The sequence below is a fragment of the Trichococcus sp. ES5 genome (genome assembly GCF_900067165.1).
GTDB classification, from domain to species: domain Bacteria; phylum Bacillota; class Bacilli; order Lactobacillales; family Aerococcaceae; genus Trichococcus; species Trichococcus flocculiformis.
Genome location: NZ_FJND01000008.1, coordinates 1 through 12,766 on the forward strand (window position 1 = coordinate 1; position 12,766 = coordinate 12,766).

Annotated in this window: 14 protein-coding genes and 1 riboswitch; of the genes, 13 read left to right on the forward strand and 1 reads right to left on the reverse strand. The window is 48.7% G+C overall.

Translation table 11 applies throughout. The features are described 5' to 3' along the window. The first annotated feature begins 260 nt into the window (after positions 1-260). The 4 genes from TES5_RS07825 (at position 261) to TES5_RS07840 (ending at position 3,942) form a co-directional block, all read left to right on the forward strand. Entirely contained in the window at positions 261-572 is a 312-nt protein-coding gene (locus TES5_RS07825) for a GyrI-like domain-containing protein (protein WP_068561316.1), read from the forward strand. Between the two features lie 76 nt (positions 573-648). Beyond that, a complete protein-coding gene (locus tag TES5_RS07830; protein ID WP_068561317.1) occupies positions 649-2,049 on the forward strand; it encodes an MATE family efflux transporter in 1,401 nt (466 codons plus the stop codon). 461 nt (positions 2,050-2,510) lie between these two features. Continuing rightward, positions 2,511-3,149 (forward strand): NAD(P)-dependent oxidoreductase, encoded by a 639-nt coding sequence (locus TES5_RS07835; protein WP_068561318.1) that lies wholly within the window; start codon positions 2,511-2,513, stop codon positions 3,147-3,149. 46 nt (positions 3,150-3,195) lie between these two features. After that, a complete protein-coding gene (locus TES5_RS07840; protein WP_068561319.1) occupies positions 3,196-3,942 on the forward strand; it encodes a class I SAM-dependent methyltransferase in 747 nt (248 codons plus the stop codon). Positions 3,943-4,008: 66 nt separating this feature from the next. On the opposite strand, the gene TES5_RS07845 is transcribed toward TES5_RS07840, so the two are convergent. Further along, a complete protein-coding gene (locus TES5_RS07845) occupies positions 4,009-5,199 on the reverse strand; it encodes a cation:proton antiporter domain-containing protein (RefSeq protein WP_232309327.1) in 1,191 nt (396 codons plus the stop codon). A gap of 42 nt (positions 5,200-5,241) precedes the next feature. Then, positions 5,242-5,317, reverse strand: a riboswitch (Fluoride riboswitch). Positions 5,318-5,574: 257 nt separating this feature from the next. Here TES5_RS07845 and TES5_RS07850 point away from each other — a divergent pair. The 9 genes from TES5_RS07850 to TES5_RS07890 all read left to right on the forward strand — a co-directional run bounded on the left by TES5_RS07850 (position 5,575) and on the right by TES5_RS07890 (position 12,642). After that, positions 5,575-6,342: a hypothetical protein gene (locus TES5_RS07850; protein WP_068561321.1), complete on the forward strand. Its 768-nt coding sequence runs from the start codon at positions 5,575-5,577 to the stop codon at positions 6,340-6,342. Positions 6,343-6,344: 2 nt separating this feature from the next. Then, positions 6,345-6,815 carry a hypothetical protein gene (locus tag TES5_RS07855; RefSeq protein ID WP_068561322.1) on the forward strand — a complete coding sequence of 157 codons (471 nt, stop codon included), beginning with the start codon at positions 6,345-6,347 and terminating at the stop codon, positions 6,813-6,815. Positions 6,816-6,925: 110 nt separating this feature from the next. Next, on the forward strand, positions 6,926-7,591 hold the full coding sequence (locus TES5_RS07860) for an SIMPL domain-containing protein (protein WP_068561323.1): 666 nt from the start codon (positions 6,926-6,928) through the stop codon (positions 7,589-7,591). Positions 7,592-8,334: 743 nt separating this feature from the next. Continuing rightward, a complete protein-coding gene (locus tag TES5_RS07865) occupies positions 8,335-8,517 on the forward strand; it encodes a hypothetical protein (protein ID WP_068561324.1) in 183 nt (60 codons plus the stop codon). Positions 8,518-8,521: 4 nt separating this feature from the next. After that, a complete protein-coding gene (locus TES5_RS07870; RefSeq protein WP_068561325.1) occupies positions 8,522-9,688 on the forward strand; it encodes an amidohydrolase in 1,167 nt (388 codons plus the stop codon). Then, entirely contained in the window at positions 9,676-11,037 is a 1,362-nt protein-coding gene (locus TES5_RS07875; RefSeq protein ID WP_068561326.1) for an MmgE/PrpD family protein, read from the forward strand. Before TES5_RS07870 ends, TES5_RS07875 begins: the two co-directional genes overlap by 13 nt. Before the next feature lie 55 nt (positions 11,038-11,092). Beyond that, positions 11,093-11,833: an ABC transporter substrate-binding protein gene (locus tag TES5_RS07880; protein ID WP_068561327.1), complete on the forward strand. Its 741-nt coding sequence runs from the start codon at positions 11,093-11,095 to the stop codon at positions 11,831-11,833. Further along, entirely contained in the window at positions 11,830-12,255 is a 426-nt protein-coding gene (locus tag TES5_RS07885; RefSeq protein ID WP_068561328.1) for an OsmC family protein, read from the forward strand. Before TES5_RS07880 ends, TES5_RS07885 begins: the two co-directional genes overlap by 4 nt. Before the next feature lie 177 nt (positions 12,256-12,432). Continuing rightward, positions 12,433-12,642, forward strand: a complete 210-nt coding sequence (locus TES5_RS07890) for a YdbC family protein (protein WP_068561329.1) — start codon at positions 12,433-12,435, stop codon at positions 12,640-12,642. Positions 12,643-12,766 lie beyond the last annotated feature (124 nt).

Genomic DNA, 12,766 nt, shown 5'->3' on the forward strand with positions numbered 1-12,766 from the left:
CGCTCTGCCAATCAACCGGACGCCAGTCCTGCAATTTCGGACTGCGAGATTTTCAATTAGCTTAACAAATGGATAGAGCAACCAAAAGGTTCAGCTGTGAGCCTTCAACGCGAATGGTGCCATCGGGCGCCTTGTTGAGAAAGTCTAAGGGCTTTTGGGAATAGAACGGAAATAGAAAAACGACATCTCCACTTTTTTGGAAATATCGCCAGTACAGTCCGTGACGTCCCAACAGCCCTTGGAACCCCCTGGATTTATCCATGGGGAGCAGTCAGTCATTCACGAAGCAAAACGTCGAAATCGAAGTCGGTTATCCGATCGCAAAAATGTTGCCTCCGCAAGATGACATCCGTATGTCCATCATTCCGGCAGGGAAACGGATATCCTGTCTGAACATCGGTCCTTATAATGAAATTCCCAAGATTTATCAGGAAATGGACCAGTGGTTAGCGGTACATGATTTCGAAACGAACGGCATCTCCTATGAAACCTACTACAACGGCGGAGGCTTCACACCGCAAGAATACTTGACCAAAATCGAATTGCCTATCCAAGAGGCAGATGAACCATAAGAGTCAAGAAAAAATTATAGCTACAAAAAGGCGAGCCGTTGAATAGACGGCTCCACTTTTTTGGAAAGGAAACATTATGCAACAAAACAAACAGCCAGCGATGGCAGAAAACAAGATGGGGGTCATGCCCGTCAACAAATTACTGATTTCGATGTCTGTGCCGATGATGATCTCGATGCTGGTGCAGGCCTTATATAATGTCGTCGACAGCATCTTTGTGGCCCAGATCGGAGAAAAAGCCTTGACGGCAGTATCCTTGGCGTTTCCGGTTCAGAACTTGATGATCGCTTTGGCGGTCGGGACTGGGGTCGGGATCAATGCCTTGGTTTCCAGACGCCTGGGCGAAAAAAATTACGCGGCCGCAAACAGTACGGCCGATAACGGCATCTTTCTGAATGCCATGCATTTCCTGTTGTTTTTGGCATTGGGATTGTTTTTCATCCCGCTGTATTTCTCCTTCCAGACGAAGGATGCAGAAATCATCGCCTACGGAATCGATTATCTGCAAGTCATCAGTGTCTTCTCGTTCGGGATCTTTATGCAGGTCAGCATGGAACGCTTGCTGCAGTCGACGGGCAGAACCTTGTACACGATGACGACACAAGCTACAGGCGCGATCCTGAACATCATCTTGGATCCGATTTTCATCTTCGGCTGGTTCGGTGTTCCGGCAATGGGGACAAGGGGCGCTGCAATCGCAACTGTGATCGGGCAGATAGTCGCTGCTTCATTAGCCTTCTTTTTCAACGTTCGTTTCAACAAGGAAATCACTTTATCGTTTAAAGGATTCCGCCCGGATATGCAAACGATCAAAAAAATCTATTCCATCGGCGGCCCGTCGATTCTGATGCAGGCTGTCGGTTCCTTCCTGAATTTGAGCCTGAACAACATCCTGATCCGCTTCACACCGACAGCGACTGCTGTTTTCGGTGTCTACTTCAAACTTCAGAGTTTCATCTTCATGCCGGTTTTCGGCCTGAACAACGGAATGGTTCCGATCATCGCCTATAACTACGGTGCCGACCAAAAAGAACGGATCCAGCAGACCATCAGCTTGTCGAAAAGATATGCGATGGCAATCATGTTCATCGGTGCCGCCATTTTCTTACTGATTCCGGGTACGCTTCTGCAGTTATTCAATGCGTCCGATGAAATGCTGGAAATCGGGATACCAGCTTTACGGATCATCAGTCTGTGCTATGTTGCTGCAGGCTACAATATCGTTTCCGGTTCTGTGTTCCAAGCTTTTGGGAAAGGTGGACTGAGTTTGTGGGTTTCCATGATTCGCCAGGTCGTCGTACTGCTGCCGGCAGCCTACCTGCTTTCTTTGTTCGGGAACGTGTCATTTGTCTGGTGGGCGTTTCCGATTGCGGAAGTCTTTGCGCTGGTCATGAGCATCTATTTCAACAAGAAAATCGACCGAGAAGTTATCGCGAATATCTACCCACATAAAATTGGGGACTCTATTCCGGAATAATCAGAAAAACGAAGTCTTGCAGAGCCGAGAGGATTCTGCAGGGCTTTTTTTAACATACAGGAATTTATAAAATTTTCCAGAGTGAAAAGTGCATCACCGTAGGTGTTTCACAAGTTTGCAAAATGTTTCATGCATCTAAAATGATGTCCAGCTTCACGGGTTAGCCCTTCGGAAAGGATCAAGGAACCCCTTGTCTCTGCGAGCCAAGGATACTATTCGACTAACCTGCTGACGCAGGAAGTCTCTCAGCATATTGCGCTCTTCGATGCTCAGGCGGACAGATTTCCTAAATTGTCATGACTCTTGCGATTTCAATCGCTTAGAGGCATGATACACTTGACCGATTAGGTCACAGTGTTTCCTTAATCAGGGCTGAACGAACCCGTTCAGCTTTTCTTATCCTCGGAATCCTAAAATGAAGGAGACAGAGGGATGTTTGAGAACAGGACGGAGGGGTTTCAGTGAAGATCGGAATCATCGGAGCGACAGGCAGACAAGACAGGCTTATTTTGGAAGAAGCGCATGCCCGGGGACACGAGGTGACGGCTATCATCCGGAATCCCGCCAAGCTCGCCGATAAAGATGTAGCCATCATCGAGCGGGATATCTTCGATGTACAGGTGGAGGATCTGAAAGGGTTCGATGTGATTGTGGATGCTTTCAATGCGCCGGAGGGGATGGAAGAGGAGCATGTCACTTCGCTGCAGTCCTTGATCGATGAATTGAAGCACCTGCCGGAAACGCGTCTGATAGTCGTAGGCGGCGCCGGCAGCCTTTACGCAGATCCCGGAAAAACGATCCGGGTGATGGAAACAGCCAATTTCCCCGAGGCTTTCAAACCGACTGCGAAAAACATGGCCAAGGCCCTCAGCCTACTGAAGGAAAGCAAGGTCAATTGGACATATCTTTCGCCATCCGCTTATTTTGACCCGAACGGCAACCGGACCGGAAAATACGCTGAAGGGGCAGAAACGCTGCTGCTGAACAGCGAGGGTGAAAGTTACATCAGTTATGCGGATTACGCGATTGCACTGGTGGACGAAATCGAAAGACAACGGCATCTGAGACAACGCTACACAGTCGTCGGCGAGCGGCAGTAAGTTTTTGCGCTGACAGGCATGACGACGCAGATCAGGAGGGGAAATCATGGAAACATTGGATTTGATCATCGATTTTCACAAAAACAACCCGCGCCAAGGTCCCGGCAGCCAACAGAGCACCATCAAAGCGCTGCAGTTTCTGCCGCAATTGACCCCGCAAGCGCAACTTTTGGATGTAGGCTGCGGAACCGGCGCGCAGACCATGGTTCTGAGCGAACAGACGCCAGCCCACATCACTGCGGTCGACAGCAGCAAAGAATTTTTGAGCATATTGAAGCACAAAGCCTTGCAGCAAGGCATCATGAACCGCTTGACGGTAAAGGAAATGGATATGGAGCAGCTTGCCTTTTCTCCCGAATCATTGGACGTCATTTGGGCGGAAGGCGCCATCTACAACATCGGTTTTTCCAGAGGCATCCGGGAATGGCGTCCGTTGCTGAAAAAAGACGGTTACTTGGTCGTTTCCGAAATTTCCTGGCTGACGCCGCAACGTCCGCAGATTGTGGACAAATATTGGACCGAAGTCTATCCGGAAATGGGGACGATTGCGGAAAAGATTGCCCAAGTGGAGGATGCCGGCTACATCCCGGTGGCTCATTTCGTCCTGCCCGAATCGGACTGGACGAGCCATTACTATCATTACTACGAGACCAATGAAGCGGCATTCCTGGAAAGGCACGGCCACAGCGAGGACGCAAAAGCTTTGGTGGAAGAGAACCGTCAGGAAATGAAACATTTCGAAAAATACAGTGCGTACTACAACTATGTTTTCTACATCATGCAGAAACGTTGAAAAACTGAAAAATAGAGGCGCCCTGTCCATCCAACGGACAGGGCGCCTCGTTTTTTTATCAATAGGTCAGTCAGTTTTAGCCAGGAACGTCTTGTAAGTTCGGTCAATAAAGGTGGCTCCGATCGGCGCGGTCAAGATGATCGCCAAGACGGCGACGCTCAAAATGATGCTGCCCGCTTCGACTCCGGCAGCCAAAGGAATCGATCCGATGGCAGCTTGGACAGTGGCTTTCGGTATATACGCCATAGCGGAAAAAATGCGTTCCTTTGTATTCAGATTTGTACTTGAAACGGCCAGAATGACCGCCACCATCCGGAAAAATAAAGCCCCGAAAATCAAAGTAACCGCTGCGAAACCAACACCGCCCAAGGCCGAAATATCAACGGCTGATCCAACCAACACGAATAGGAAGATTTCGGCTGCAGACCAAATTTTGGCGAATTTATCATTCAGACGTTTGGCCAATTCCGGACGTCTTTTCAATAAAGTCGCTCCGACAGCCATGACGCCCAACAAGCCGGAAAACGGAATGAATTTTGCCAAGGAATCCTCAGCCGTCACCAACAGGAAGCTGGCGCTCAGTACCAGCATCACTTTCATCGTATCGCGGATGTGGAATGTTCTGAAGAGAAAGACCAATCCCAAGCCGACCAGTAGGCCACCGAGCAGACCCAACGCGATCGAAACCGGAACGGAAAGCAGCGTAATGGCCTGGAAGCCGCTGCCGGTGTACATGCCCATGAATGAGGTAAACAGCACGATGACATAAACATCATCAACGGAAGCACCCGCCAGAATCATCTGTGGAATCCCTTTAGCCTTGCCGTAGCCGCTTTCGATCAACATGATCATACGCGGGACAACGACAGCCGGTGATACTGCACCCAGAACAGTACCAAGGATGGCGGACTCCAATAATGTGATGCCCAATAATTTCGGCGCCAACAAGGTGACAGCCAAGATCTCGAAAGTTGCAGGCAAAAAGGTCATCAAGATAGCCGGGCGGCCGATTTTCTTGAGATCGCCCAGCTCCATGGTCAAACCTGCCCGGACGAGAATGACAATCAGAGCAATTTTTCGGATGTCCGCAGAAATGGCCAACAATTCCGGCGCCATAAGGTCCATGCCAAAAGGACCCAAGAGGATACCGGTCAAAATCAAGCCCAACAAGCCTGGCAGTTGCAATCGGATAAAGAGCGAACTGAACAGAAAACCGATTATGAGAATAAGAGCGATACTGTAGATCAAAACGTGCACCTCCAAATTTTTCCACTAAAAAAGCTGACGACGGACTGCGCCTATTGCGCAGAAGTCATCAGCTTATATAAGCGGTTTAAGCGATTTGCTTCGGGAGACATTCATTCCCATTAGTATAGGTAATATGATAGCATGTTTTCGGAAGACCGACAAGCTGAAAGAGGACGCCACATTCTTGTTTTGGCGCTATTCCCATAACTTATTATCCTGTTATGGGAGATAATGTCAAAATTGCGATAATTGTTAAAAACTGATATGATAAAAGCAATCAAATTGAACGCCTCGGGGTCATCGACTAATATTTATGGGCTAGTCGAATTTTCCAAACGGCCTTTCCGACAAGATTTTCCATCAGAAAAATGTGAGGTGGCATGCGTGGACCAAGTGAACAAAGACAAGATTGTGAGCGAACTGAAAAGCATTCCTGGGTTGAAGGGCGTCATGGTTTGCGAGGATGGGGACAATGGCGAAGGGTCAGATATCTTGCTGTACTACGGCGCTGAAGAGGGGTTCCATCCTGAATTGGATCAGGCAATTCACCGATTGGAAGAAGGCGGGTTACGGGTTGGATTTACTTTAAGAGATATTGGACTTGTGGATCTTGCCATCACGGATTGCCTTGACGGAAAGATTGCGATCAAGTACGAGACTGGTCATCCTTTCGGTGTCGTGAACAGCAACATGGCGGCTGAAATTCATTATGGTCGAATTCTTTGGGAATCAGTGGATCATCCGATCACAGCAGAAAAGGGAAAGCTAGTGATGCAAGGAACGTATCCGGAAACACTGCGTCAGTCAACGATTGCTTGTTTCATGAAGGAAACGACGTTACAGTTGGAAATTGTAAAGGAAGCCGCTTTTGAAGGGGATACCCATTTAGCCAGCGCTGGTTTTTCCCAAGCGATACATTCGTGGGTTCAAGTCATTCATACATTGAACCGACAATTTCTGTTGAACGGGAAGGGCGGCGTGAAGCGCGCGGGCCGATTGCCGATCAGCCCGAAACAATTCCGATTGCGTGTGAATCAAATCTATCGTTATTTCGCCTTCAACAATCCGAAGCTCGCCTATTGCGAAATTGATATGCTGAAAAATGAAATGAATGTGTTGGTAAAAACTTTTTCAGAAGCTAAGGAGGAATGAATGTGAAATTTTACGATGACAATCAAAAGAAGGTTCGCTACAGATTCGGCTTTTATAGTTTGTTGTTCATGACAGCGTTGCTTTTTATTTATATCTCATTGCCGATCGACAGCCTTGGCGGGATTTCATACCAAAATGCAATTATGATCATCATCATGGTCAGTGCTCTTTTCTTTCTGGTTAACATTGTTTATCGGAATGCCTTTTTCGACATCTATACGCGCAGTCCCTTTTGGAGCAATGTTTTCTTCTTGGTGATGGCCGGACTGCAGGCGCAGCGGTCTTATCAGTTGTATCATCTGGGCATGGATCTGCCTGTTCCGATCAATACGGTTGAATTTGTGATGCTTCACGGTCTGCAGGTAGTCTTGCATCTTTCGATACCGTTGACTTATGGCGTGCGTCTCTTTGTCAATCGGCAAACGAAAAAGGCGAAGGAACAGAATGCCCATGAAACTGGACAGTCTTCTTGAACAGTGGGCCTTCTTTCATGACTCTCTGTTTTTTTTTGCGTAACCGCTTTCTGCGTGATAGTCTTTCTTAATGAAGACAAGTTGATCTATTTAAAAAGGGGATAACCGAAATGGAAATTTCAAGAATGACTGTCAAAGGCAAAGGTTTCGCCAGCGCGTCGCCTGATGCAATCGCGATTTCGCTGCAGTTGGAGGACATCAAGGACACCTACGAATTGGCGATGCAACATGCCGCTTTGGCGTTGGAGCAAGTCCGGGAAACCTTGCTGCCACTCGGATTTTCTAAAAAGGAAATACGTTCCACACACTTTTCGATCGACAGCGCGTATGAGCACAGGAACGATTTCCGCGGCGAGAATAAGCGCTACTTCTTAGGTTACCGTTATCGGAATGACTTAAAGATCACCTTCGGAAACGACAGCAAACGCCTGGGTGAAATCCTCTTGGCACTGTCGGTCTGCGAAGCGGATCCGGAATTTTCGGTTTATTTTTTCCTCAAGGATCGCCGGGCAGTCGAACAAGCTCTGCTGGAGAGTGCTGTTCGAGATGCCAAGGAAAAATCACAAGTGCTGGCTAAGGCTAGCGGCGTCATGCTCGGGAAAATTTTGGCGATCGATTACGATTGGGGCGAAATCGAAGTGCGCTCCCGTGTCTATGCGGCCTCATCAAAAATGGCCTACGACAGCGCTCCGATGATCGATCTTGAGCCTGAAGACATCAGCAATAGTGACACCGTTACGGTCATCTGGGAAATCCTGCATCCGCAACAGGCCTGACCGACAAGTCTTTCGGAAGCGATAAGATAAACTTGAGGGCCGAATACCCGTCGTCGAATATGAAATACCGAATATAGACTTAAAAACACTGCATAAGCGGTGTTTTTAGGTCTTTTTTTTGTGGTCATATAGGAATTTATAAAATTTTCCAGAGTGAAAAGTGCATCACCGTAGGTGTTTCACAAGTTTTCAACATGTTTCATGCATCTAAAATGATGTCTAGCTTCACGGGTTAGCCCTTCGGAAAAAAGAATAAGGAACCTCTTGTCTCTGCGAGCCAAGACATACTGGTCGACTTGTCATGGTTCTTGCCATCTTTGATGGCTTAGAAACATGATACAACTGACCGGTACGGTCACGTTGATTCCTTTGTTTCGGAAGTCTCTCAGCAATTGCGCTCTTCGATGCTCAGGCGGACAGATTTCCTAAATTGTCATGACTCTTGCGATTTCAATCGCTTAGAGGCATGATACACTTGACCGATTAGGTCACAGTGTTTCCTTAATCAGGGCTGAACGAACCCGTTCAGCTTTTCCTACCATTTTACTCCGGAAAAAGGTGAGGGGTGTTCGTTTTTTTCTATCAAGCGTGTTCAGAAATGCAGAATATGCCGAGCCACTTTGAAATGGTAAGCTAACAGAAGTTGTTTTTGTTCATTTTGAATGGAAAGCAAGCAAGTGCGGACAAAAGAAGCCACGCGCAGTAAGGAAATACGGATATACGTTTTGGGGAGGAATCAGACAATGGCATCACATGTGATAGATATGATTATGATGAAGAATAATTTCGGAACGGAAGCGATGCGAGGAGTCTGGTCGGAGGACAATCGCCTGCAGAAGCATCTGGATGTCGAAGCGGCATTGGCGCTTGCTGAACGGGTTCGCCCAGCTTGGAATAATATAGTGAACCATCGAAAGGAAGAATGATACCATGACTGAAACGCAAACGGACACACAAACCAAAACGGGGTTCTACGAAAAGCTGGTCGCTTACCGGCGCGAACTGCATGCGTATCCGGAATTATCGGCAAAGGAATTTGCAACGACCGAGCGCATCCGCTACTGGTTGACGGAAGAAGGAGTCACTATCCTCGATTTCCCGCTGGAGACCGGTCTGATCGCGGAAATTGTGGGCGCATTGCCTGGTCCGACCATCGCGCTGCGTGCGGACATCGACGCTTTGCCGGTCAAAGAAGCGACAGGTCTGCCGTTCGCTTCCGAAACGGAAGGACTCATGCATGCCTGCGGTCATGATTATCATACGGCTTCCATGATCGGAGCTGCAATTCTGCTTCAGGGTAAAAAAGCATCGTTGAAAGGAACGGTCCGATTCATTTTCCAACCAGCCGAAGAAATCGCGCAAGGGGCGAAGTGGGTCGAAGAATCCGGTGCTCTGAAGGAGGTTTCCGCGATCTTCGGGATGCACAACAAGCCGGATCTTCCGGTAGGCACAATCGGGATCCGTGAGGGCGGGCTGATGGCCAGCGCGGATCGCTTCGAACTGGAGATTCACGGCGTCGGCGGGCATGCCGGCATTCCTGATTCCACCATCGATCCGATCGTCATCGCAAGCCAGATCATAACCGGACTACAGACGATCATCAGCCGCAACACGAGCCCATTCCATAATGCAGTCATCAGCGTTACCCAGATCCACGGTGGCAACTCTTGGAACGTCATTCCCGAGAAAGTCTATCTGGAAGGGACCGTCCGCGCTTTTCAAAAAGAAGATCGCGAAAAAATACCGGAATTGATGCGTCGGGCTGCTGAAGGGATCGCATCCGGTTTCGGAGCGGTTGCCGATTTCCGCTGGCACCCTTATGTTTCCATCGTGGACAACGATGTCCGATTCAAGGCAATCTTGGCAGAGACGGCTGAAGAGCAAGGCTATCGTTTCGTGGAGCCGAAACCGGTTGCCGGTGGAGAGGATTTTGCGCATTACCAAACACTCATACCCGGTTTCTTTGTGTTCATGGGCGTGGAAGGCACACGTGAGTGGCACCATCCTGAGTTCAATCTCAAGGAGGAAGCCTTGGCGGTCGCAGCGGATTATTTCGCAGCGTTGGCGATCAAGGTGCTGGATCAATGGAAGGCTTGACAGTATTTACTGAAATGCTGGCCGCTGAAGTTTTGAAGACAACCCCTACAAAAAATAAAGCTGCCTTGCGTGAAGCAAAACGCGGTATCCTCGACTATTTGGCCAGCGCTCTTGCTGGCCGGGAAGATGCCGGTGTGCTGAAGTTGCTACACGCCATCGAAGCGGAAGGCGGGCATCCTGTCGCGGCTTTGATCGGCCAAAATAAACGAGCAAACAGGCGGCAAGCGGCACTTGTGAACGGGTTTATGGGACATGCGCTTGATTATGACGATGTCCATTCCGACGTGCGCGGTCATCCTAGCTCGGTTATTTTGCCAGCGCTTTTTGCGTTGGCTGCCGGACGGGAAATTTCCGGCAAACAATTTTTGGATGCCTATATCATCGGCGTGGAAGTGATGGCAAGGCTCGGCCAGGCTTTTGGGACGATAAGTTATTTGCAAGGATGGCACAATACCTCGTTGCTCGGTGGCGTCGCGGCTACTTTTGCGGGAGCCCGATTGCTCGGATTCACTGTTGCCGAAACGCAGAATGCTGTCGGAATCGCCGCCAGTCAGGCTGCTGGTCTGCGCGTGCAGTTCGGAACGGAAATGAAGCCGTTGCATGCCGGTCTGGCAGCGCAACAAGCGGTCCAATCAATCGAATTGACTCAGCAAGGATTTCTTGGTTCTGCAGCGGCGCTTGATACTACAAGCGGCTATCTGGCTGCATACGGAGGGCAAGAAATCAGCGAGGCAACTCGTAAGGCATTGTTGGAAAACTGGGGGGATTCGTGGAGAATAGCAACGCCCGGTTTGTGGTTCAAACGTTTTCCCTTCTGCTCAGCCGCTTTACACGGTGCGGATGCAGCCCGGCAGCTGGCAAAATTGCAATTGCCTGTCGAAAATATAGCAAACATAGCTATCATATTTCCTCCTGACGGGGATGCTGCGCTGATCCACAAACACCCAGTGACTGGGGAACAAGGCCGATTCAGCATCGAATATGTAGTAGCTCTGGCTCTATTGGGCCAGGCCTACACACTGGAAAAATTTGAGGCCAAGGCTATTTCCGATCAGGCCCAGCAGCTCATGAAAGTAATGTCCAGAAAATATGACGTTCATCATCTACCCGACTCTCAAGCAATTCCGAAGGGTAGATTCACAATCATCCGGATTGCGATGGCAGACGGAACTGTCCACACTCGGGAGGTCAGCGTGCCAATAGGATCTCCCGGAATGCCGTTGACGGATGCTGAGCTGGAAGCGAAATGGCAGGATGCAGCCCCTGATAAAAATAATTTGGAGAAAGTACCTGCTACTATCCGGGTGCTAGAAAAAAGCAGTCTGAACGATCTGATGGCTCTGTTATGACAGTGATTATTTGACAGCGTGCGGTGGGGGAGGCGCGACGAATGAGTCCAGCGCGATGACAGAGAGCTCCTCTCAAACAGAAACGACGGATTTGCTGCAACAGGTTCAGGATGCCGGTGTCATCAAAGTAGGCTTGATGGGGACTTACCAGCCGTATAATTTTTTGAATGAAAATCAGGAGATGGACGGCTTCGATGCAGACATCGCCAAAGAAATTGCCAAAGGTTTGGATGTGGATATTGAGTTTGTCTCACAAGAGTTTTCGGGGATGATAGCGGGACTGAAAGCGAATAAATTCGATATGGTCGTCAGTCAGATGACAATCACCGAAGACCGCAAGAAGGAAATGCTGTTCTCCGATCCTTATATCACTAACCAGGTTAAGGTCATCGTCAGCGAAACGAACACGGATATATTGTCGGTCAATGATTTCCCAGGCAAACAGATCGGAGTTGGCCTAGGCACCAATGATGAAACCTATCTGCGGACCGTTCTGATGCCGGAAGTCGGCGATTTCGAAATCCGCACCTATGACGATGTGATTACTTCGTTGAAGGATCTGGATGCCGGCAGAATCGATGCGACCATCAACAACCTGTATGCGCTGAAGCCGGTCATCGTGACGCATGAGATGCAATTTGCCAGGAATGTTGCTGACCGGATCATTTTCATGGCAGACGGTGTAGTAGTGGAGGAGGGGCAGCCAAAGGATTTCTTTGCCGCTCCGAAAACAGAACGGGCCAGAAAATTCCTGAAAATGGAGGAAAAGAGCGAAAGAAATGAGGAGAAGCTATGATCGTGAAGACGATATGGGAAGGCGGCCGTAAATTCACCGCCCAGGGTGATTCAGGCTACGATATCAAGATGGATGCAACGCCAGCGTATGGCGGGATGGGCGAGGGTGCCACTCCTACCGAGATGCTGCTGGCAGCTTTGGCAGGCTGCATCGGCATAGACGTGACGATGATTTTGAACCGCTATTTGGATAAAATCAGCAAACTGGAGTTCATCACAGACGGAACCCGTAAAGAAGAAGCTCCTAAAGGTTTTGTCGCTATCACTATCACTTTCGTAGTGGACGGCGACATTGATGGCAAAAGAGTTTGGCGTGCAATCGACTTGAGTGAAGAAAAATATTGCAGCGTTTCTGATTCTTTGAATGCCGAAATCACCTATGACATTATTTTAAACGGCGTGAAGCTCACCAGAGAAGTGTAATGAAACAGAATGGAAAGAAATGGGATCGGGGCCTGATGGATAAAGGCTCCGTATTTTTGTCGAAAAACAGTTTGCTGTGAAATACTTTACCAAGAAATAGTCCTCTGATATATTAATAGACGATTGAATAAAGCGATGAGGCTTTATCATGAGAATGAGAAGGGATGGAAATGAAACATGGCAGACATCACATTTGAAATTGTCGAAGAACTCGGCGTCCTGTCCACCTCCGCAAAAGGCTGGACGAAAGAACTGAACCTGGTCAGCTGGAACGGCCGACCGCCAAAATACGATATCCGCGAATGGAGCCCCGATCACGAAAAGATGGGCAAAGGACTGACCTTCAGCGAAGAAGAAATGGCTGCTCTCGCCAAACTATTGAAATAACCGAAGAGGCTGCATCAATCCAGAACGCTCCTTACTGGGTTGATGCAGCTTCTTCAGTTTTGAGGTTGAATATACGTTATCCTTAGAAATAACCCGCCAAAACCTTATTGGCGGGCAAAATCAA

Bases quoted from the DNA above. Each gene is read 5' to 3' on its own strand.
- TES5_RS07825 (WP_068561316.1), top strand. From the start codon at position 261: ATGGGGAGCAGTCAGTCATTCACGAAGCAAAACGTCGAAATCGAAGTC.
- TES5_RS07830 (WP_068561317.1), top strand. From the start codon at position 649: ATGCAACAAAACAAACAGCCAGCGATGGCAGAAAACAAGATGGGGGTC.
- TES5_RS07840 (WP_068561319.1), top strand. From the start codon at position 3,196: ATGGAAACATTGGATTTGATCATCGATTTTCACAAAAACAACCCGCGC.
- TES5_RS07860 (WP_068561323.1), top strand. From the start codon at position 6,926: ATGGAAATTTCAAGAATGACTGTCAAAGGCAAAGGTTTCGCCAGCGCG.
- TES5_RS07865 (WP_068561324.1), top strand. From the start codon at position 8,335: ATGGCATCACATGTGATAGATATGATTATGATGAAGAATAATTTCGGA.
- TES5_RS07870 (WP_068561325.1), top strand. From the start codon at position 8,522: ATGACTGAAACGCAAACGGACACACAAACCAAAACGGGGTTCTACGAA.
- TES5_RS07875 (WP_068561326.1), top strand. From the start codon at position 9,676: ATGGAAGGCTTGACAGTATTTACTGAAATGCTGGCCGCTGAAGTTTTG.
- TES5_RS07880 (WP_068561327.1), top strand. From the start codon at position 11,093: ATGACAGAGAGCTCCTCTCAAACAGAAACGACGGATTTGCTGCAACAG.
- TES5_RS07885 (WP_068561328.1), top strand. From the start codon at position 11,830: ATGATCGTGAAGACGATATGGGAAGGCGGCCGTAAATTCACCGCCCAG.
- TES5_RS07890 (WP_068561329.1), top strand. From the start codon at position 12,433: ATGGCAGACATCACATTTGAAATTGTCGAAGAACTCGGCGTCCTGTCC.